This window comes from Verrucomicrobiia bacterium, from assembly GCA_019634635.1.
Taxonomy (GTDB): domain Bacteria; phylum Verrucomicrobiota; class Verrucomicrobiia; order Limisphaerales; family UBA9464; genus UBA9464.
Window position 1 is genome coordinate 1 of sequence record JAHCBB010000016.1, and the last position, 18,691, is coordinate 18,691.

Genomic DNA, 18,691 nt, shown 5'->3' on the forward strand with positions numbered 1-18,691 from the left:
CCCCTCCTCCGCCTTCACCTTCAGTCGTGCCATGCGCATGGGAAGACCTGTATCCACACGGAACGCACTTGTCAAATAATGAACCTGTCACTATATTTTGTCCAATATTTTGTCGAGGATGGCGACGGGCGACGGTTAAGACGACCGTGACCGTGCCTCCGCCCGCCCGAGACCTCCGCGCATTCCCTGCGTACGAATGGAAGTCACGGACCGGGAAAGCCCAAGGCGAGGACTCCCGCCCGCGGTTTCTCGTGGCGTCGCGGGCGGCCGTGGCGCCAGACTCGATTCGCATTGCCCATGAAACGAACTGCTCCCGGCTTGCCCACGACCCGTCCACCTCTGGACCGGATGATGCGCATTCACGCCGTGCTCCGGGAAGGCCGGTATCCCAACTGCTCGACGATGGCGCGGAAGCTCGAGGTCAGCACCAAGACGATTCAGCGGGACCTGGAGTTCATGCGGGATCGGCTGAATCTGCCCCTGGAATTCGATCCGGTGCGGAATGGATATCGGTACACGGAGGAGGTGAAGTCCTTTCCCACGCTGCAGATCACCGAGGGGGAATTGTTCGCGTTGCTGGTTGCCGAGAAGGCCCTGCAGCAATATCGCGGGACGCCGTTCGAGGCGCGTCTGGTGGCGGCCCTGCGCAAACTGGAAGAGGCCCTGCCCGATGCGGTGTCCTTCAACATCTCGCAATGGGGCGAGGCCATCACCTTTCGCACCACGGCCGAGCCGCTCCTCTCGGTGCCTCCGATCCTTGAGGGGCTGACCCGTGCGGCGCAGCGGCGCGAACGGTTGCGCATCCGCTATCGCAAGCCCGGCGCGCGGACACCCGAGGTCCGGGTGGTGGATCCGTACCAGGTGGCCAACGTGGATGGTGACTGGTACCTGTTCGCCTTTGACCACCTGCGGCAGGCGATCCGCACCTTCGTTCCAGCGCGGATTGTCGCTCTGGAGCCCGAGGGTGGCACCTTTGATCGGCCCGCGCGATTCGCGCTGGAGAAGTATCTGCGGGACAGCTTCGGGGTCCATTCGCGGGATGGGGCCTACGCGGTGGTATTGCAGTTTGACGAGGCGGTGTCGGACTACATCCGCGAAAAGAAGTGGCACAATTCCCAGCGACTGACCGAGCTGCCCGGCGGCGGCGTGGAGATGCGTTTGAAGCTCGGGAGCCTGCAGGAAGTGCAGCGATGGGTGCTGGGGTGGGGTGGTGCGGCGCGGGTGATCGCCCCTCCGGAGCTGGTGGCTTCCGTGCGGTCGGCGGCCGGGCGGCTCGTGGCGGTGCACTGACGCGCCGGCCGCCGCCGCGGCACGGAAGATGTCACCGCAACTTGCTGCAACTTTCTCCGACCGTCAGGGTCCTCGTTCACGGGCATGGCCACAGCAAAGAGACGGTTGGGCGTCGGGATCCTCCTCGGAGTCGTGTTGCTTCTGGCTGGCGCCGGGGCCGCTGGGGGGTGGTATCTCAAGAAACGAAGCGCCGTATTGACCGTCCAGACCGAGCCGGTGAAGCGGCGCGACCTGACCGAAATCGTCACGGCGACCGGCAGGATCCAGCCGGTGCTCCAGGTGAAGATCAGTCCCGAGGTGGCTGGCGAGATCATTGAGCTGCCGGTCAAGGAGGGGCAGGCGGTGAAGAAGGGCGACCTCCTGGTGCGCATCCGGCCGGAATTCTACGAGGCGGCCCGCAAGTCGGCCGAGGCCGGCTTCCGGTCGTCGGAATCCGACCTGGCCACCACGCAGGCGGAACTGGCACAGGCCGAGATCGAATTGAAGCGCGCCCAGGAGTTGTTTGAACGAAAGATCGTCGGCGCGGCGGAGTTCGATGCCGCCCGCACGGCCCGCGACGTGCGCGCCGCGCAGTCCGCGGCGGCCGGGCACCGGATAGAGAACGCCCGCGCGGCATTGCGACGCGCCGAGGAGGACCTGATGAAGTGCACCATTTACAGCCCAATTGACGGCACCATCTCCCGGCTGAATTCCGAGGCGGGCGAACGGGTGGTCGGTACGGGAATGATGGCCGGCACCGAGATCATGACGGTCGCCGACCTCGACGAGATGGAGGCCCGGGTGGAGGTTGGCGAGGTGGATGTGCCCCTGGTCGCCACCGGGCAGCGGGCCGTGCTTGAGGTGGATTCCTTCCGGGATCGCAAGTTCTCCGGGGTGGTGACCCAGATCGCCAACTCGGCCAAGGCGGTGACGGGGGCCACCCAGGAGGCCACCAAGTTTGAGATCCGCATTCGCGTCCAGGACAAGGAGCGGTTCCTCCCCGGGATGTCGGTGACGGCGGACATCGAGACGCGTTACCGGACCAACGTGCTCACCGTCCCGATCCAGTCGGTGACCACCCGCATGCCCGGCGGGACGAACCCGCCCGCGATGAAGCCCTCCAAGGAGACCCTCGAGGAACGGCAGGAGCGTCGGGAATTGACCGAAACCCGCCGCCGGAAGCGTACGGCGGAAGAGCCGCAGGAGGTGGTGTTCACGGTCGTGGACGGGCGGGCGCGTTCGCTCCCGGTTCGCCGGGGAATCAGCGACGACCAGTATTACGAAATCATCGAGGGATTGTCGGAGGGCATCGAGGTGGTGACCGGCAGCTTTCGCGCCATCGCCCGGGAGTTGGAGGCCGACAAGTTGGTGCGGGTGGACAACACGCGCCCGGAGGGGACCGGAAAGGTGCGCCGTCCGGGGGGCTCCTGAGACGGACCAAACCCACCCGCCGCCATGGCCCTCATCCAGATCGAGGATCTGACCCGCCGCTACGTGATGGGCTCGGAGATCGTCCATGCCCTGCGCGGCGTGTCGCTGGCGATTGAGCGCGGGGAGTATCTCGCGATCATGGGACCCTCGGGGTCCGGTAAGACCACGCTCATGAACCTGCTGGGGTGCCTCGACACCCCCAGCAGCGGGCGGTACGACCTCAATGGAGTCAATGTGGCGGCGATGGATGACGATGCGCTGGCCGACGTGCGCAATCGTGAGATCGGCTTCGTCTTCCAGAGCTTCAACCTGCTGCCCCGCTCCGATGCACTGCACAATGTCGAGCTGCCACTGATCTACGCGGGATTGCCGCGGGAGGAGCGCCGGGAACGAGCGCGACGCGCTCTGGCCAGCGTGGGGCTCTCGGACCGCATGCACCATCGTCCGAACGAACTCTCCGGCGGACAGCGCCAGCGGGTTGCCGTGGCGCGCGCCCTGGTCAATGACCCGAGCATCGTGCTGGCCGATGAGCCGACCGGGAACCTCGATTCCCGGACCGGCGAGGAGATCCTGGGACTGTTCGAGGTGCTGTCGCGCCGGGGCAATACCATCATCGTGGTCACCCATGAGGAGGAGGTCGCCCAACATGCCCGGCGCATCCTGCGGATCCGCGACGGAAGGATCGCCGCGGATGAGGTCAACGCCGCTCCGCGCAGCGTGCCCCCGCCGGTGCTGGCCCCGGGATCGCCATGACGCTTGGGGCCGAGTTTCGCGAGGCGGTCCGGATCGCCGCGGCCGCGCTGCTGGCCAACCGGCTTCGGTCGGTGCTGACCACCCTCGGCATCGTCATCGGCGTGGTGACCGTCACGCTGATGGGCACCGCGATTGCCGGTATCAATCGCGCCTTCCGCCAGAGTGTTGCCACGATCGGTGGCGACGTGCTGTTCCTCCAACGGATGTCCTGGTTTGCCGATGAGGCGGAATGGCGGTCCAGCCGGAACCGGCGTCCGCTCACCCGCGACCAGGCGCGCGACGTGGAACGGCTGTCCGGCCAGGCGTCCAAGGTCTCGCTGGAAGTCATGGGTCAAAGCGCCGTTTCGCAAGGGCGTCGCAAGGCCCGTTCGGTGGAGATCGTCGGGACCGACGACCGCAACATCGAGGTGCACGGATTTGGACTCCAGTCGGGGCGCTGGCTCAGCCCGGGCGACGTGCAGTCCGGGCGACCGGTGTGCGTGCTTGGGGCGCGCCTGGCCGACCGGTTTTTTCCGCTGGGCGGGGTGCTCGGCGGACGCATCCGGATTGGCGACGCGCGCTACGAGGTGATCGGGGTGGTCGAGAGCCAGGACACCTTCCTTGGCGGTTTCAGCCGGGACGACCTCGCGTTCATCCCGGTGACCCGCTTCACCCAGGAGCTGTCGCGGTGGCCCGACTATACGATCCTGGTGAAGGTCCGGGACCCTGAACTGATGGACGAGGCCGAGGAGGAACTGCGGGGCATCCTCCGCAAGCTGCGGCGCATCCCTCCGGAGCGTCCCGACGACTTTGCGATCAATCGGCAGGAAGCCCTGGTGAGCTTCTTCAACCGCGTGGGCGGGACGATGGCGTCGGCGGGCCTCTTCATCACCGGCCTGTCGCTGTTTGTCGGGGGCATCGGCGTGATGAACATCATGTTCGTGAGTGTCGCGGAGCGGACCCGGGAGATCGGGGTGCGCAAGGCGATCGGTGCGCGGCGGCGGACGATCCTGGTTCAGTTTCTGGTCGAGGCCGCCGGCATTGCGCTGGCGGCGGGATTCCTGGGCCTGGCGATCGCGTGGCCTCTGACCCGGGTGGTGGACCGTTTCCTGATCGCGACCATGCCGTGGTGGCTGGCGGGCGTGGCCCTGCTGGTGTCGCTGGTCACGGGGGTGATCAGCGGGCTTGTGCCCGCGTGGCGGGCCGCGCGGCTGGATCCGGTTGAGGCCCTGCGCTCGGAATGATTCCGTGAGCACGCCACCCCCCATCGCCGGCTCCCCGGGAGTCCCGCCCTCGCGGCGGGGCGGCCGGCTCGCCCGGAGCCTGGCCGGAGTTCGTGAATCCCTGCGGCTGGCGCTCGACAGCGTGCGGGCGCATCCCCTGCGGTCGTCGCTCACCCTGCTGGGCATCCTGATCGGCGTTTTCAGCATCATCCTGGTGGCCACCACCGTTCGCGCCCTTCAGAGCACGGTGGAGCGTGAGATGGCGCAGTTGGGCAGCCATACCTTCCAGGTGCAGCGGTTTCCCATGCTGCCGGTGGAGGACGATGAGGAAGCCGGGGACCGCTACTGGCGGCGGAAGCGGTTTTATCTGGATACGGCCCGCGCCCTGGAGGAGCGCGCGACCCTGGCCGCGAATGTGGGCGTGAGTGCCGATGTGGACCGCGGGGAGATGTCGTCGCGATTTGCGCGCACCGCCCCCACAACCGGATTCATCGGGCTGTCGGCGGGCGCATTTGCCACACGCAACCTGGAGGTTGCCGAGGGGCGTCCGCTGGTGGAGGCCGACATGGAGGCCACCCGCCACGTGGCCGTGATCGGGGCGGACGTGCGGGATACGCTGTTTCCCTACGGTTCGGCGCTGGGAGAGTGGGTGCGCTTCAAGGGGCGCAGTTACACGGTCGTTGGGGTGCTGGAGCCCAAGGGCAGCCTGTTTGGCCGCAGCCAGGACAATTTCATCGCAGTGCCGATTCGCACCGTGATTCAGCAATACGGCCGCGAGACGTCGCTGTCGCTGCAGGTCCAGGCCCCGGACCGCGAATCGTACGAAGCGGTGCAGGAGCAGGCCCGCGGGATCCTGAGGCTCCTGCGCCGGGTGCCCCCCGGGGCTCCCGATGACTTCGAGATCATCTCGAATGAATCCCTGATCCGGCAGTTTCGCACCTTCACCCTCGCGGTCCGGGCCGGCGCGGCGGTGATCAGCAGCATCGCGCTGCTGGCGGCGGGCATCGGGATCATGAACATCATGCTGGTGAGCGTCACGGAGCGGACCCGCGAGATCGGCATCCGTCGTGCGGTGGGGGCGCGGAAATCGGGAATCCTGATGCAATTTCTCATGGAAGCCGTGGTGCTGTGTCAGCTTGGCGGCTTGATCGGCGTCGTGCTCGGAGTCGGAGTGGGGAATCTGGCCGGCATGCTGCTCCAGGTCCGTGCGGTGATGCCCTGGGACTGGGTGGGGATCGGCCTTGCGGTCTGCAGCGCCGTGGGCGTGCTGTTCGGCACCTATCCGGCCTGGAAGGCCGCCAACCTCGATCCCATCGAATCGCTGCGGTATGAGTGATCTGGTGGGGTGAGGCGCGGCCGAGCGGTTCGGGCGGTTGAAAGCCGTGGCTGTGGGGAGTCCACGCACGGCTCAGCGGGACAGGTCGGGTTGGTAGAGCACGTCGAATTCGTGGCGTCGCAGGATGTCCTCCGCGACTTCCTGATCCTCGATGCTGACCACCAGGGCCGATCGGCCGCCGGGCCGGGTGAGGAACGGGTAGGTGTAGTGGATGTTCAACTCGGCCTCCAGCAATGCCGACAGCACATCCCGGAGCCGCCCCTCGCCGGCGACCTCCACCGCGAGAACTTTCACCTCGGTGAATGGAAAATCATGTTCATCGAGCAGGGACCGGGCGCGATCGGGGTCGTCCACCACCATGCGCAGGATGGTGCTGTCGGTGGTATCCAGCACGGTGAGCGCCAGGATGTGCACCTCACGTTCGGCGAGCCGGCAGGTGACCTCGTGAAGGCGCCCGATGCGGTTGGGGATGAAGACGCTGAACTGGATGACCGGCTCGCGTTCGCGATCCCGGGCGATGGCCTTGGCGGGAGTGTCCGGCATGGGGGAGCCAGTATCGGGTTGTGGATTCCGGCGGCAAGTCCGGCGATGATCGAGTCACCGCGTGATCGGCAGAACGCTTGCCCGTCGTCGGGTTCCCCCGTTTGCTGACGGGGTGTCCGCCACCGGGGAACTGCATCAACGCGCCGCCGAGACGGGTCTGTTGACCGCCCGCCGCCACCTCCTTTTGTGCGCCGAGCCCTCGAAGCCAAAGTGCTGTCCGGCCGACGTGAGCCGGGCTTCCTGGGAATTCCTCAAGCGGCGGCTCAAGGAGCTCGACCTGGTCGGCCCCGGGGCGCGGGTCTGCCGCACCAAGGCCAACTGCCTTCAGGTCTGCGCCCAAGGCCCCATCGCGGTGGTGTATCCCGAGGGGGTCTGGTACCACTCCTGCACCCCCGAAGTGCTCGGGCAGATCGTGGAGAAGCATTTGATCCATGGCCGCATCGTCGCCTCGCATGTTTTTGCCCGGAACCCGCTCGACGGAAGCCGTGAGGGATGACGGCCAGACGGATTTTCTGGGGACCCTGTGGGCTCCGGTGGCTCGCTTGCTGGCCCCGGTCCGTCACGCGGGGGATCTGGTGGCCGAGGATGAGCTGCCCCTGGTGTCGGGGCGCCTCGTGGTCCGCTATGTCCGGCATCCGCGCGCCCGCCGGTACCGGTTGCTCTTCCGGCGCGACGGCTCCGCCCGCTGCACCGTGCCGTTGCGTGGGACGTTGCGCGAGGCCCGCCGGTTCGTGGCCTCCAACGAACGCTGGCTCGCCGCTCGATTGCAGGGCTTTCTCGAAACGCCACGGCCCGACCACCCCTTGCGCCCCGGGGACTCCGTTGCCCTGCGCGGCGTGGAAACGCCGCTGACGGCGTCCGGCGTTTCCGGGGGAATCCGCCTCGGCTCGATGGATATTGAGGTCCCCCCCGGGACGGAGGGCCTGCGTCCGGCGGTTGAGACGGCACTGCGTCGTGAGGCTGCCGGGACGCTGCCCGGGCGTGTTCGCGAACTTGCGGCGGCGCAGGGGCTCACCAGCCGCCTGGCCCGGGTGTCCATCCGGAACCAGCGCACCCGCTGGGGGAGTTGTTCGGCGCGGGGTGTTGTGTCGTTGAACTGGCGGCTGATCCAGGTGCCGCCGGCGGTCTGCGACTACGTCATTCTTCACGAACTGGCGCATCTCGTGCACCTCAACCACAGCGCCCGGTTTTGGGAACTCGTCGAGCGGATGTGTCCGAACTACCGCGAGTCGGAACAGTGGCTCAAGCGGACCGGTCGTTGTGTGCTGTGAGCCTGGCACCCGCGTCCCGGCGTAGAAGGGTCTGGAGCGGTTGAATTCAGAGGTAACGTCCGAGCAGGACCACCATCAGGACGAACAACAGGACGCCGAGGGCGGCCAGGGTGATCTTGATCCAGCTCTTCGGGTGGGTGCCGGCGATGGCTCCGGTGTAGCCATTGACGAGGACGTCGAACCGCCGTCCATGGTAGTGGTAGGTCAGCAGCCAGACGGGGACGAGGATGTGCTTGAACGTCCGCCCGGACCATTCAGCGCGGACCTGGAGATTCCGGTGGGTGTCCCCCGGCACCTGCCGTGCGCAGAGTTCCCGCAACCGCTGCTCCATTTGCTCCCGGCTGTGCTGCGCAGCGCCGATGAGGTCAATCTGGTATCGCTCCACGACCCAGCCGGCGAGGAACCCCGCCTGGTAGGGCACCAGTTCGCGCGTGGGAAACGGCTCGATGCCACGCAGGAGCCGCCGGTCCAATCCCTTGGAGGCGCAGACCAGTTCGTCGTCAAAAAAATGCTCGAGGCGACCCGAACTCGGGGTCCATCGCACCTTCCGCACCTGGCGGGAGCGGCGGTTTCCCTGGGCATCAGTGAAGAATTCGGTGTCGAAATAGTAGCGGCCGCTCTCCGCGGTCCATACCGCCGAAACCCGGGCATCGAAGGTCCAGTAGGGGATGTACAGTCCGTGGAGTTCGTCCGTGAGTGCCCGGGTCCCCAGCGCATTCGGCGCGAACCATCGGCGACCGTACCAGAGTCGGACGGCATCCCGGACCTGCGTCGCGCCGAGCTTGAACGGCAGGAGGCTTTCGGGGCTGAACGGTTCCTTGACCTCCGCATGGGGCACCAGCTTGGCGGCCCCGCAGAAGTCGCAGCGCTGTGCGATGCGCGCCGGGTCGAAGATGGAGATCGCGCGGCAGCTTTGACACATCACCTCCACCCGTTCCGTCCGCCAGCCCCGTTGATCATCGGGAATTCCGCGGAGCGCGGTGGCCAGATCCAGTTCCCGGATCGTTGCGCCGCCACCAGGCGTGGTGTCGAGCGTCGCCGGCGACTTCGTGCCGCAGTAGCCGCAGATCAGGGCCTGCTGGCCCGGGTTCCAGGTGGCCTCCGCACCGCATGACGGACAGGAGAACTTCTGCTGCGCGACGGTTTCAGACATTTCGAATGTCCTCCGGCCAACCTGCGATGCGCGGAGACCCCGTCAGTGTGGACTGAGGATTTGATGCGTTGCACGTTTCAAATCCCCGGGTCGTAGACCGGGAGCGAGTGCTCGGTCGACACCTCCGGGGCAAGGGAGTCCCCGTTGCGCGCCAGCACCCGGTAGGTGCGGATCTGGAAGCTGACCTCGTCCCCGTCCACCAGGCCGTGCCGGGCAAACTCCTCCTTGCTGACGCGGGCGCGGATGACCAGTCCCGAGGGGGTCTCGAGCTCAATGCGCAGCATGACGCCGAGGAAGTAGATCCGCCGGACCCGCGCCCGGTAGCGCAGTTCGGCGGGCTGTGGGGACAACTGCACGGCGTAGGGACGAAACCCGATGCGCAGGGTCTGTCCCTCGCCCGCGCCATGCGACGGAAAGCGCAGTTCGCTCAGGCGGGCCTCGCCGTCCTGAACCTTCAATTCCAGCACGTTCATCACGCCGATGAAGCGCGCCACAAACTCGTTGGCGGGCTGTTCGTACACTTCCCGCGGCGTCCCGATCTGCTCCAGCCGCCCGCGGCTGAAGATCACAATGCGGTTGCTGACCTCCAGCGCCTCCTCCTGGTCGTGGGTCACGAAGACGGTGGTGACGTTCAACTCGTGGTGCAGTTTGACGAGCCACTCGCGGAGTTCCTGGCGGACCTTGGCATCCACAGCCCCGAACGGCTCGTCCAGCAGCAGCACCTCGGGTTGCGGCGCCAGCGCCCGTGCGATTGCAACCCGCTGTCGCTGCCCGCCGGACAGCTGATGCGGATAGCGCCGTCCGAGCCCTTCGAGCCCGAAGAGCGACAGCAGTTCGTCCACCCGCGTGGCTCTCTTGTCCGGGGGCCACTTCCGGATTTTGAGCCCAAAGGCGATGTTGTCGGCGACGGACATCGTCTTGAAGAGCGCATAGCCCTGGAACACGAACCCGATGTTCCGGCGCTGCACGGCGACATCGTTCATGCGGCGTCCGCCGATCATCACGTCGCCGGACGTCGGGAGTTCGAGCCCCGCGATCATGCGCAATACCGTGGTCTTGCCGCCGCCGCTGGGGCCGAGGAGCCCGATGAGCTCGCCCTCGGCGACGGTGAACGAGACGGCGTCCACGGCGACGACGGATCCGAATTGTTTGGAGACCGCGCGCAGTTCGATGCTCATGGGGTGTCGGGGAAATCGGGGCCCGGCGCCGCGGGGGCGACCTGTGCGTCGTGGAGATCCCGCTCCTGGCGCCATTCGAGCCAGGTCTTGAGGAGCAGGGTGAGGAGCGCCAGGAGGGTGAGCAGGCCGGCGACCGAGAACGCCGCGGCCCCCTGGAAGCCGTTGTAGAGTTTCTCGACCCGCAGCGGCAGGGTGTCGGTGCGTCCGGTGATGTTGCCGCTCACCACGGAGACCGCGCCGAATTCGCCCATCGCCCGGGAATTGCAGAGGATCACCCCATACAGCAGCGCCCATTTCACGCCGGGGAGGGTGACGTGCCAGAAGGTCTGCCAGCCGCTGGCGCCCAGGGTGAGCGCGGCCTGCTCCGGTTCGGAGCCCTGCGCCTGCATCAGCGGAATGAGCTCGCGGGCGACGAAGGGCAGGGTGACGAAGATCGTGGCCAGGACGATGCCCGGCGTTGCGAAGATGATCTGAATGTCCCGGGCATCCAGCCAGGGTCCGAGATAGCCCTGGAGGCCAAACAGGATCACATAGATCAAGCCGGCGACGACCGGCGAGACGGAAAACGGCAGGTCAATCAGTGTGAGCAGGAGCGGTTTGCCGGGGAACTCAAACCGGGCGACGGCCCAGGCGGCGGCGATGCCGAACACCAGGTTGAGCGGCACACTCACCGCGGCGACGAGGAGGGTCAGGCGGATGGCGGACACCGTGTCGGGATCGGCGATCGCCCCCACGACCGCCCCGACACCGTCGGCAAACGCCTGCGCAAACACGTTGACCAGCGGCAGCACAAGAAAGACCCCGCAAAACAACAGGGCGACCGAGATCAGCAGGCGGCGGACCCAGGGGGATTCCTCCATCCCGCGGGCGGATTTGCGGAGGGCACGGCCTGCAGGGCGCTGGACGATTCCGGCCATGGATCAGCGTTCGAAGCGGCTGGCCCACCGTTCCAGCAGGTTGATGACCGCCAGCAGGGAAAAAGAGACGACCAGCAGTACCACCGCCAGCGCCATCGCCCCGGGGTAGTCGTAGTCCTCGAGGCGCATCACGATCAGGTAGGGCGCGATTTCAGTCCGGCCGAGGAGATTGCCCGAGATGAACACCACGGAGCCGTATTCGCCGATCGCCCGGCCAAAGGAGAGGGCAAAGCCGGTCAGCATGGATGGGAGCAGCATCGGTGCAATCACGCGGCGGAACGTGGCGCCGCGACCGGCACCGAGCATCGCGGCGGCCTCCTCGATCTCGGGATCCAGGTTGCCGATGACCGGTTGCAGGGTGCGGACCATGAACGGAAGGCCGGTGAAGGTCAGGGCGATCACCACGCCCAAACGCGAATAGGCGCCCTCGATTCCGAGAGGCACCAGGAAGCGCCCCAGCCACCCGTTGGGGGCGAACAGGCTGGCCAGGGTGAGGCCGGCGACCGCCGTGGGCAGGGCAAACGGAAAATCCACGAGGGCGTCCAGCAACCGGCGGCCGGTGAATTCGTATCGGGTCAGCACCCACGCCAAAAGCGTTCCAAACACCGCGTTCAGGGTGGCGGCCACCGCCGAGGCGCCGAAGGTCAGGCGGAAGGCCGCCAGCGCGCGATCGTTGGTCGTCAGCCTCCAGAATTCCTCCAGCGACAGCGCGGACGCCCGCAGCACCAGCGCCCCCAGCGGAATGAGCACGATCACCCCGAGGTAAAACAGGGTGAACCCCAGCGTCAGCCCGAAGCCGGGCAGGGGAGTGTGCCGTTTAGCGGACATCCTCGGACCTCCAGGTGGAACCGGCCCCGGCGTCAGATATTTTGCGCGATCGCCTGGAGCAGCCGGAACTCCTTGAGAATGGTCCCGAGCGCCGACACCAGGGCGTCCACCTGACGGTGCAGCGGCGCCCGTTGCGGGGTCTCAAGGGTGATCTCAAAGGGGGGATTGAGTGTCCCGGGACGCGATTCCAGCATGCCGGGATAGCCGGAATGGATGATCCCGTGGCGTGCCTCGAATCCGTCAATGGACTCCCGGTGATTGCGGGGCAAGTGACGCCCCGCCTCGAGCAGGGCCGGACGCAACAAGTGTTCGGAGAGCACCGCCCCGCGGACGAATCCGTACAGTCCGTCGCTCGTGTCGTCGCTGTGGAGCGTGATGATTCCATGAAACGCGTTTTCCTCGAGCTCCGATTCCAGGATGCGAACCTCCGGCTCGTCGGTGCCCGTCCAAAATTCGCGGTTCAGGTCCCTGCCGGACCGCGAGTGGCGGGTGTTGTCCTCGAAGCCGCTCGGATTGCAGACCGGATACAGGAACACCGCGTAGCCTTCGCCAATTGCCGGGTCGTCGGCAAGCTGTTCGAGGAAGCGTGCCAGCGCGAGAACCCCCTCCGGTTCGTCCCCGTGAATCGTGGCGAAGATGCCAATGTGGAGCATGTCCCCGCCCCCGGGCCTCCCGACGTACATGTACCTCGGAATGGAATAGGCATGGCCGCCATGGGAAAAGCTCCCATGGGCCGTGCACAGGATCCGATCGCAGCGCCTCACGACACGGTCCATTGGCTCGAGGACCCGACGGAATGAGCGGCGTCCTCCCTCCGCGGGTTGCGGGAGGGTCCGTGCGGATTGGATCGGCGTGATGTGCGGGCTCACGGGGGCTTGGGATGGGACGTGGAGGGCGTCAACGGGGGCGTGCGGCGGTGAGAATGACGTCAAAGAGGCCGCCGTCGGCGAAATGCTTTTGCTGGGCTGCCGCCCATCCGGCGAAATCGCGATCAATGGTCAGCAGTTCGATTTGGGGATGGCGCCGCGAATACTTTGCGGCCACGGACTCCATGCGGGGGCGGAAGAAGTGTTTGGCGATGATTTCCTGGCCTGCCTCCGTGTACAGGAACTCCAGGTATGCCTTCGCCACGGCCTCGGTGCCCTTGCGACGGGTCACGCGGTCCACGACGGCGACCGGGGGCTCGGCGAGAATGCTGAGGGACGGGGTTACGATCTCGAACTGGTCCTCGCCGAATTCCTTGAGGCTCAGGAAGGCTTCGTTCTCCCACGTGATCAACACGTCCCCGATGCCCCGTTGGGCGAACGTCGTCGTGGCCCCTCGTGCCCCGGTGTCGAGGACCGGCACATTGCGGAAGACGGCCTCCATGAACTCCCGGGCCTTCGCCTCGTCGCCGCCGTGGCGGCGGAGGGCATATCCCCAGGCGGCCAGATAGTTCCACCGGGCGCCACCGCCGGTCTTGGGATTCGGCGTGATGACGGCGATTCCCGGGCGGGCCAGATCGTCCCAATCCCGGATCTGCTTCGGGTTCCCCTTGCGCACGAGGAAAACGATGACCGAGGTGTACGGGGAGCTGTTGTCGGGGAGGCGACGCTGCCAGTCGGTGGCGATCGCACGGGACCGCGAAGCGATCACGTCAATGTCGTGCGACAGGGCCAGCGTGACGACGTCGGCGCCGAGACCGTCCATTACCGCGCGTGCCTGCCGTCCCGAGCCTCCATGGGATTGCTGAATCGTCACCGTGTCGCCGTGCTGTTCCTTCCAGGACTTGCTGAAGGCGGCGTTCACCTCGGCGTAGAGTTCGCGCGTGGGGTCGTAGGACACGTTCAGGAGGCGAAACTCCCTGGCGTGGGCGCACGCCGCAGCGAAGCCTGCCAGCAACAGGCACCCGATGGCCCGGCGGGTCCGTTGTGCGATGGGCAGGGAAATGCTCACTGAATGGAGGCTCCGATCTGGCCGCGGCGCCAGTCATTGTCGTCGTAGGTCCGCCACGTGCGGTTCGTCTGCGACTGCTCGGCGTGGCCATCGGCATAGGTGATGTTGGCGACGCCGGCATGGCGTCCCAACAGCCGCGCCTGCTGGTTGGGCAGGGCCGCATCATCAAACGCCCAGGGTTGCGGGTACATGCCGCCTCTGGATGGGGAGCCGTTGGCGCGTCCGGCGTCGCCCAGCACAATGAATTGCGAGGGACGGACGATCGAAGTCACCGGGGTGGCTTCATTGAACCCGAAATCCGGGTTTGCCCGGTACCACGCCTGCTGGACGGCATTGTCGAGGTTGGCTTCATTGTGATTGTTGCCGTAGTCGGTGGTGAACCATGCACCCGCCCGCGGGGCCTCCCACTTTGGGCCGTTGGGGCAACGAAAAATGTTGGTGGCCCGGCCAATGTAGGGCAGGAGCACCTGCCGGTACGAGTACGATGAGCGGGCCTCCCAGGTGTCGGGAGTCCCCGGCGGCGCAGTCCGCTCCGTGACATGCGCGGGGAAACGTCCGGCATGATCCTCGACGTACATGGTGTATCCCAATCCGACCTGTCGCACGTTGCTGAGGCAATGGACACGCCTGGCCGTGCCCTTTGCGCGGGCAAGTGCCGGCAGAAGCATGCCGGCGAGGATGGCGATGATGGCGATGACCACCAAGAATTCAATGAGCGTAAAGCCCGGACGTGTGGCGCTTCCATGGCGGGAGTAGCCGTTGATTTTCATGGCGAAATGTCTTTGTCGCGTCTGCGAGATCGAGGGCCTCGCCAGTGGATTCGGTGTGGTCCCCACGCAGACGGCACGAGCAGTTTCCAAATAAACTCTATCATGTCAATCGGGATTGTTTTGAAATCTTGATAATTTTCAATTTTTGAAGTGTTTCTACGGAATTCTGCAGTCGGAGCGCATAAACTTGATCAGAAGAATCGGGATTTCTAGGATCCGAATCCGTGAAGCTTTCTGTTCGCGGTGAGTATGCGATTCGGGCCTTGGGAGTTCTCGGTGCGCACTACGGGGATGCGGTGGTGCGCATCCAGGCGATCTCCGAGCAGCAGAACATTCCCAAAAGGTTTCTTGAGCAGATCCTGAACGACCTGAAGGCGGCGGGCTTCGTGGAGAGCCGCAGGGGGGTTGCGGGCGGTTATCGGCTGGCCATGCCCCCGGAGCAAATCCGGCTGGCCCGGGTGATCCGCCATTTGGAGGGGGCCCTGGCACCCGTGAGCTGTGTTTCGGAGCGGTTCTATGCGAAGTGCACGTGCCCCGACGAGGCGCTCTGCCCCCTGCGCTCGGTCATGAAGGAGGTTCGGGACGCCATCGCCACCATTCTGGAGACGACCACCATCGCGGACCTGGTGCAGCGGGCGCGTCAGCTCCGACAGGCTCCCGACCGGCCCCTCGATTTTGTGATTTGATGCCGCGGAATCCCAGCGGACTTGAATTCGAGGCTGGCCGAAGGGTCCAACGTCGGGCTACGAATCTGGAACCGATGAAACCACTCAAGCTGCTTGGATTTTGGTGGGTTCTGTGTCTTGCGGCGGGGGCCTCTGACGATTGGTCTCAATGGCGGGGCCCGCGTTTCAATGGTTCCTCACCCGCCGCTTCGCTGCCTGGGCAAATCGCGCCCGAAACCCTCCGCTGGTCGGTCCCCCTGCCCGGACCGGCCGGATCCACTCCGGTCGTCTCCGGCAACCGGATCGTTCTGACGAGCCCCGACGAGGCGCGGAATCTGAATCTGCTCTGCCTGGATGCGGCCACCGGGAAGCTGCTCTGGACCCGCACCGTCGCGGAGGGAGACAAGGAAAAGGGCCGCAACAACATGGCGGCGCCATCACCGGTGACCGACGGGCACCGGGTCATTGCGTTGTTTGGCACGGGCGACCTCGCGGCATTTGACCTCGATGGGCGTGAGCTTTGGAAGCGCCCCCTGTACCGGGATTACGGACGGTTTGCCATCATGTGGATTTACGGGGCCAGTCCGTTGCTCCACGACGGCCAGCTCATCATCCCGGTGCTCCAGCGGGATGAAATGCCGGCCGACTACCCGCTGTTTGATGGCAGGCCGGAGCGGGATTCGTTCCTGCTGGGTCTCGACCCCGCCACCGGCAAAACCTTGTGGAAGGCACCCCGGAAAACGGACTCCACCAAGGAAAGCCTCGAGAGCTATGCCACCCCATTTCCTTACAACGGCTCGCGAGGCACGGAGATCCTGATCGTCGGGGGAGATCACGTCAGCGGACACCGCCCCAAGGATGGCTCGGAGATCTGGCGCGCGCGGCTCTACGACAAGCGGGATGACTGGTATCGCATCGTCACCTCCCCGGTCGCCGCCGATGGATTGATCTACGCCTGCGGGCCCAAAGGGCAGCCCGTGGTGGCGTTTCGGGAGGGCGGCGAGGGCGATGTGACGGCGACCCACCGGGTCTGGGAATTTCGGGACGCCCCCACCGACTGGGCCACGCCATTGCTGCTGGATGGCAAAATGTTCATCCTCGATGGGGGGCGGCGGATCCTGACCCGCGTGGATCCCAAGACCGGTGCCGCGGTCTGGTCCGGCAAGCTGGAAGGCAGTGAGCCCATCTGGAGTTCGCCCACCGGAGCGGACGGCAAGATCTACCTTGTCAGCGAGAAGGGCGAGGTCTTCGTGGTGTCCGCCGGGGATGAATTTCGCGTTCTAAGCCGGCTGGATCTGGACGACGGGCCCACCCGGTCTTCGGTGGTCCCGACTCCTGGCGCGGTGCTGGTCCGGACGGCGCAGCACCTGCATTGTTTCGGATCCAAGTGACCGCGCTGTTGCGCATGCCCAAGGCTCCGGGTTGCCGGATGCCGTCCGCAGGGTCTTGGGTGGGCCTGTTGGGGTGGATGGTTTGGGCATGGGCCAGCCTTGGCGGCCTTGCTGCGGTCCGCGGAGCGGCGTCATCGGTCCCGTTTCAAGAAATCAACGGCCTGTTGCGGGTGGACCTGATGGCCTGGGGGGAGCGGGAGGGCTTCAAAAGCCGCTGGAATCCCGGCACCGGGTCCTTGATCCTGACGAATCGTTCCACCCGGATGGCGTTCAAGGTGGACACCGCCCGACTGGAGCTCGACGGGGTGATGGTGTGGCTGCAACGGCCCGTGATTCGCAGCGGCAACCGTCCGTTTCTGTCCGCCCAAGATCTCGATGCGATCGTCCAACCGCTGCTCAAGCCCACCCGTCTTCCGGCCGGGAAGAAGATCCGGAAGATCGCCATCAGCGCCGGCCATGGCGGCAAGGATCCCGGCAATACTCAGGGAGTGCGCCAGGAAAAGGTGTACACGCTCAAGCTGGCCCGTGAGGTCGAGCAGCGATTGCGGGCCGCCGGCTTTGAGGTCGTTCAGGTCCGGGATCGGGACGTGTACGTCCCGCTGGAGGAGCGTCCGGCCCGGGCCAACCGCGCGAAAGCCGATCTCTACCTGTCCCTGCACTTTAACGGGGCCGCAGCCACCTCGGGAACAGCCAACGGGACGGAAACCTATGCGCTGACCCCCCGCGACGGCCGTTCCACCAACGGCGGACGCAGTTCCGGATCCCAGGAAGGCAACCGGCAGGACCGGGAAAACCTCCTGCTGGCATACCACATTCACAAGAAGATCGTTGGCACGATGGGCCTGGCGGATCGTGGGGTTCGCCACGCGAACTTCGTCGAGCTCCGCAGCGCCCGCATGCCCGCAGTATTGATTGAGGGCGGGTTCATGGACCATCGGGCGGATGGCACCAAGATCTTCAGCGACCAGGTCCGCGGACGGCTCGCCGACGCCATTGTGGACGGCGTCAAGGCGTACCAGCGCGCGGTCCAGCGGGGGGGGAGCCAGTGACCTGCAACGCCACGGATGCTCTGGAAATCCCCTGCGGAGCCGCCCCAACCCACCGTGGCTGACGAACGCCCCGATGCTGAACTGGTGGCCGCGGTGATCGCGGGGGACAGCGCCGCGTTTGAGGGGATCGTCCGCAGGTACCAGTCGCGACTCTTTGCCACCGCGCGGCGCCATGCCCGGCGGGAGGATGAAGTGGCAGACCTCGTGCAGGAGATCTTCCTCAAGGCCTTTTCCAAACTGTCCACATGGCGTGGCAACGCGCCGTTTGAGCATTGGCTGATGCGGCTGGCGGTCCGGACCTGCTACGACGCATTGCGCAGCCATCAGCGCAATCGCGAGCACACGGTCAGCAGTCTGGCGCCCGAGGAAACCGACTGGCTGGAACGCCACGCGGTCGCCGCGGAGGCTGCCGGGACGGACAGTGCGGCGGCGCGGACGCTTGTGAACCGGATCCTTGAGCAAATGTCGCCGGCGAACCGGCTGGTCATCACGCTGCTGGAGCTGGAGGATCGCCCCGTGAAGGAGATCGCAGCACTCACCGGATGGTCGGTGCCCCTGGTCAAGGTCCGGGCCTTTCGTGCTCGCGCCGAAATGCGACGGATCCTGTCGCGGATGACCCGGGACAAGTTTGTGTAACCGCGCGATGCCTCCCTGCGTCCGAGCTCCTGACCCGTCATGAATGTTGAGCGTTTGCGGCAATCTCTCCTCTCCGCGGCCCGCAGGAATCCTCCTTCCGGCGCGGTGCCGTATGCCTTTGAGCAGCGGGTGATGGCCTGTTTGCGCCCCGGGGGGGCTGTGCGACCGGATCCCGGGTCGTCGCTGGTGCTGGGGCTTTGGAAGGCGTCCATCCCGGCCATGGCCGTGGCGCTGGTGCTGGTGGGTGCGGACCGGTTGATCCCGGGTCCTGGCGGCTCGGCGGGGTGGTCGGCTGCGGCCTTCGAGGAGACCCTTCTGGCCTCGGCGGTGCCTGATGACGAACTGTGGGGAACCCGCTGAGCCC

General features: G+C 66.1%; 20 protein-coding genes. 12 read left to right on the plus strand and 8 right to left on the minus strand.

The genetic code is table 11. The annotated features are described in order from the left end of the window. Positions 1 to 297: 297 nt before the first annotated feature. The 5 genes from KF791_12090 to KF791_12110 all read left to right on the plus strand — a co-directional run bounded on the left by KF791_12090 (position 298) and on the right by KF791_12110 (position 5,991). Positions 298 to 1,290 (plus strand): WYL domain-containing protein, encoded by a 993-nt coding sequence (locus tag KF791_12090; GenBank protein MBX3733321.1) that lies wholly within the window; start codon positions 298 to 300, stop codon positions 1,288 to 1,290. Between the two features lie 84 nt (positions 1,291 to 1,374). Next, a complete protein-coding gene (locus KF791_12095) occupies positions 1,375 to 2,700 on the plus strand; it encodes an efflux RND transporter periplasmic adaptor subunit (GenBank protein ID MBX3733322.1) in 1,326 nt (441 codons plus the stop codon). 24 nt (positions 2,701 to 2,724) lie between these two features. Further along, the gene (locus KF791_12100; protein MBX3733323.1) at positions 2,725 to 3,453 is read left to right on the plus strand and encodes an ABC transporter ATP-binding protein; all 729 of its coding nucleotides are present in this window, start codon (positions 2,725 to 2,727) and stop codon (positions 3,451 to 3,453) included. Further along, positions 3,450 to 4,676: an ABC transporter permease gene (locus KF791_12105; protein MBX3733324.1), complete on the plus strand. Its 1,227-nt coding sequence runs from the start codon at positions 3,450 to 3,452 to the stop codon at positions 4,674 to 4,676. Before KF791_12100 ends, KF791_12105 begins: the two co-directional genes overlap by 4 nt. 79 nt (positions 4,677 to 4,755) lie before the next feature. Continuing rightward, a complete protein-coding gene (locus tag KF791_12110; protein MBX3733325.1) occupies positions 4,756 to 5,991 on the plus strand; it encodes an ABC transporter permease in 1,236 nt (411 codons plus the stop codon). A 72-nt stretch (positions 5,992 to 6,063) separates the two neighbouring features. Here KF791_12110 and KF791_12115 read toward each other — a convergent pair whose 3' ends face one another. Further along, on the minus strand, positions 6,064 to 6,534 hold the full coding sequence (locus tag KF791_12115) for an acetolactate synthase (GenBank protein MBX3733326.1): 471 nt from the start codon (positions 6,532 to 6,534) through the stop codon (positions 6,064 to 6,066). Positions 6,535 to 6,664: 130 nt separating this feature from the next. Between KF791_12115 and KF791_12120 the strand changes: the two genes are divergently transcribed. Both KF791_12120 and KF791_12125 read left to right on the plus strand, forming a co-directional pair. Further along, positions 6,665 to 7,030 carry a (2Fe-2S) ferredoxin domain-containing protein gene (locus KF791_12120; protein ID MBX3733327.1) on the plus strand — a complete coding sequence of 122 codons (366 nt, stop codon included), beginning with the start codon at positions 6,665 to 6,667 and terminating at the stop codon, positions 7,028 to 7,030. Beyond that, positions 6,987 to 7,805, plus strand: a complete 819-nt coding sequence (locus tag KF791_12125) for a M48 family metallopeptidase (protein MBX3733328.1) — start codon at positions 6,987 to 6,989, stop codon at positions 7,803 to 7,805. Before KF791_12120 ends, KF791_12125 begins: the two co-directional genes overlap by 44 nt. Before the next feature lie 46 nt (positions 7,806 to 7,851). Here KF791_12125 and KF791_12130 read toward each other — a convergent pair whose 3' ends face one another. From KF791_12130 to KF791_12160, 7 genes are all read right to left on the minus strand, one after another. Further along, positions 7,852 to 8,958, minus strand: a complete 1,107-nt coding sequence (locus tag KF791_12130) for a zinc ribbon domain-containing protein (GenBank protein MBX3733329.1) — start codon at positions 8,956 to 8,958, stop codon at positions 7,852 to 7,854. 77 nt (positions 8,959 to 9,035) lie between these two features. Next, positions 9,036 to 10,136, minus strand: a complete 1,101-nt coding sequence (locus KF791_12135) for an ABC transporter ATP-binding protein (protein MBX3733330.1) — start codon at positions 10,134 to 10,136, stop codon at positions 9,036 to 9,038. Next, the gene (gene cysW / locus KF791_12140; protein ID MBX3733331.1) at positions 10,133 to 11,053 is read right to left on the minus strand and encodes a sulfate ABC transporter permease subunit CysW; all 921 of its coding nucleotides are present in this window, start codon (positions 11,051 to 11,053) and stop codon (positions 10,133 to 10,135) included. Before cysW ends, KF791_12135 begins: the two co-directional genes overlap by 4 nt. A 3-nt stretch (positions 11,054 to 11,056) precedes the next feature. Further along, complete coding sequence (gene cysT / locus KF791_12145; GenBank protein ID MBX3733332.1) at positions 11,057 to 11,881, minus strand: sulfate ABC transporter permease subunit CysT; 825 nt, start codon at positions 11,879 to 11,881, stop codon at positions 11,057 to 11,059. Positions 11,882 to 11,913: 32 nt separating this feature from the next. Then, positions 11,914 to 12,657: a succinylglutamate desuccinylase/aspartoacylase family protein gene (locus KF791_12150; GenBank protein ID MBX3733333.1), complete on the minus strand. Its 744-nt coding sequence runs from the start codon at positions 12,655 to 12,657 to the stop codon at positions 11,914 to 11,916. Between the two features lie 121 nt (positions 12,658 to 12,778). Then, positions 12,779 to 13,774 (minus strand): sulfate ABC transporter substrate-binding protein, encoded by a 996-nt coding sequence (locus tag KF791_12155; GenBank protein MBX3733334.1) that lies wholly within the window; start codon positions 13,772 to 13,774, stop codon positions 12,779 to 12,781. A gap of 38 nt (positions 13,775 to 13,812) precedes the next feature. Then, a complete protein-coding gene (locus KF791_12160; protein MBX3733335.1) occupies positions 13,813 to 14,586 on the minus strand; it encodes a DUF1559 domain-containing protein in 774 nt (257 codons plus the stop codon). Between the two features lie 224 nt (positions 14,587 to 14,810). On the opposite strand from KF791_12160, the gene KF791_12165 reads away from it, so the two are divergent. From KF791_12165 to KF791_12185, 5 genes are all read left to right on the plus strand, one after another. Further along, complete coding sequence (locus tag KF791_12165) at positions 14,811 to 15,272, plus strand: Rrf2 family transcriptional regulator (protein MBX3733336.1); 462 nt, start codon at positions 14,811 to 14,813, stop codon at positions 15,270 to 15,272. Positions 15,273 to 15,346: 74 nt separating this feature from the next. Beyond that, positions 15,347 to 16,642, plus strand: coding sequence for a PQQ-binding-like beta-propeller repeat protein (locus tag KF791_12170; protein ID MBX3733337.1), 1,296 nt, complete (start codon positions 15,347 to 15,349; stop codon positions 16,640 to 16,642). After that, positions 16,639 to 17,691, plus strand: a complete 1,053-nt coding sequence (locus KF791_12175) for an N-acetylmuramoyl-L-alanine amidase (GenBank protein MBX3733338.1) — start codon at positions 16,639 to 16,641, stop codon at positions 17,689 to 17,691. The genes KF791_12170 and KF791_12175 overlap by 4 nt, the downstream gene beginning before the upstream one ends. Before the next feature lie 15 nt (positions 17,692 to 17,706). Beyond that, the gene (locus tag KF791_12180) at positions 17,707 to 18,327 is read left to right on the plus strand and encodes an RNA polymerase sigma factor (GenBank protein ID MBX3733339.1); all 621 of its coding nucleotides are present in this window, start codon (positions 17,707 to 17,709) and stop codon (positions 18,325 to 18,327) included. A 39-nt stretch (positions 18,328 to 18,366) separates the two neighbouring features. Next, on the plus strand, positions 18,367 to 18,687 hold the full coding sequence (locus KF791_12185; GenBank protein MBX3733340.1) for a hypothetical protein: 321 nt from the start codon (positions 18,367 to 18,369) through the stop codon (positions 18,685 to 18,687). The last annotated feature ends 4 nt before the right edge of the window (positions 18,688 to 18,691 follow it).

What these genes read in the sequence shown, in the direction of transcription:
- KF791_12150 (MBX3733333.1), bottom strand. Translation starts at nt 12,657, where the DNA reads ATGGACCGTGTCGTGAGGCGCTGCGATCGGATCCTGTGCACGGCCCAT.
- KF791_12130 (MBX3733329.1), bottom strand. Translation starts at nt 8,958, where the DNA reads ATGTCTGAAACCGTCGCGCAGCAGAAGTTCTCCTGTCCGTCATGCGGT.
- KF791_12160 (MBX3733335.1), bottom strand. Translation starts at nt 14,586, where the DNA reads ATGAAAATCAACGGCTACTCCCGCCATGGAAGCGCCACACGTCCGGGC.
- KF791_12095 (MBX3733322.1), top strand. Translation starts at nt 1,375, where the DNA reads ATGGCCACAGCAAAGAGACGGTTGGGCGTCGGGATCCTCCTCGGAGTC.
- KF791_12180 (MBX3733339.1), top strand. Translation starts at nt 17,707, where the DNA reads ATGCTCTGGAAATCCCCTGCGGAGCCGCCCCAACCCACCGTGGCTGAC.
- KF791_12105 (MBX3733324.1), top strand. Translation starts at nt 3,450, where the DNA reads ATGACGCTTGGGGCCGAGTTTCGCGAGGCGGTCCGGATCGCCGCGGCC.
- cysW (MBX3733331.1), bottom strand. Translation starts at nt 11,053, where the DNA reads ATGGCCGGAATCGTCCAGCGCCCTGCAGGCCGTGCCCTCCGCAAATCC.
- KF791_12090 (MBX3733321.1), top strand. Translation starts at nt 298, where the DNA reads ATGAAACGAACTGCTCCCGGCTTGCCCACGACCCGTCCACCTCTGGAC.
- KF791_12125 (MBX3733328.1), top strand. Translation starts at nt 6,987, where the DNA reads ATGTTTTTGCCCGGAACCCGCTCGACGGAAGCCGTGAGGGATGACGGC.
- KF791_12135 (MBX3733330.1), bottom strand. Translation starts at nt 10,136, where the DNA reads ATGAGCATCGAACTGCGCGCGGTCTCCAAACAATTCGGATCCGTCGTC.
- KF791_12185 (MBX3733340.1), top strand. Translation starts at nt 18,367, where the DNA reads ATGAATGTTGAGCGTTTGCGGCAATCTCTCCTCTCCGCGGCCCGCAGG.
- KF791_12170 (MBX3733337.1), top strand. Translation starts at nt 15,347, where the DNA reads ATGAAACCACTCAAGCTGCTTGGATTTTGGTGGGTTCTGTGTCTTGCG.
- KF791_12100 (MBX3733323.1), top strand. Translation starts at nt 2,725, where the DNA reads ATGGCCCTCATCCAGATCGAGGATCTGACCCGCCGCTACGTGATGGGC.
- cysT (MBX3733332.1), bottom strand. Translation starts at nt 11,881, where the DNA reads ATGTCCGCTAAACGGCACACTCCCCTGCCCGGCTTCGGGCTGACGCTG.
- KF791_12115 (MBX3733326.1), bottom strand. Translation starts at nt 6,534, where the DNA reads ATGCCGGACACTCCCGCCAAGGCCATCGCCCGGGATCGCGAACGCGAG.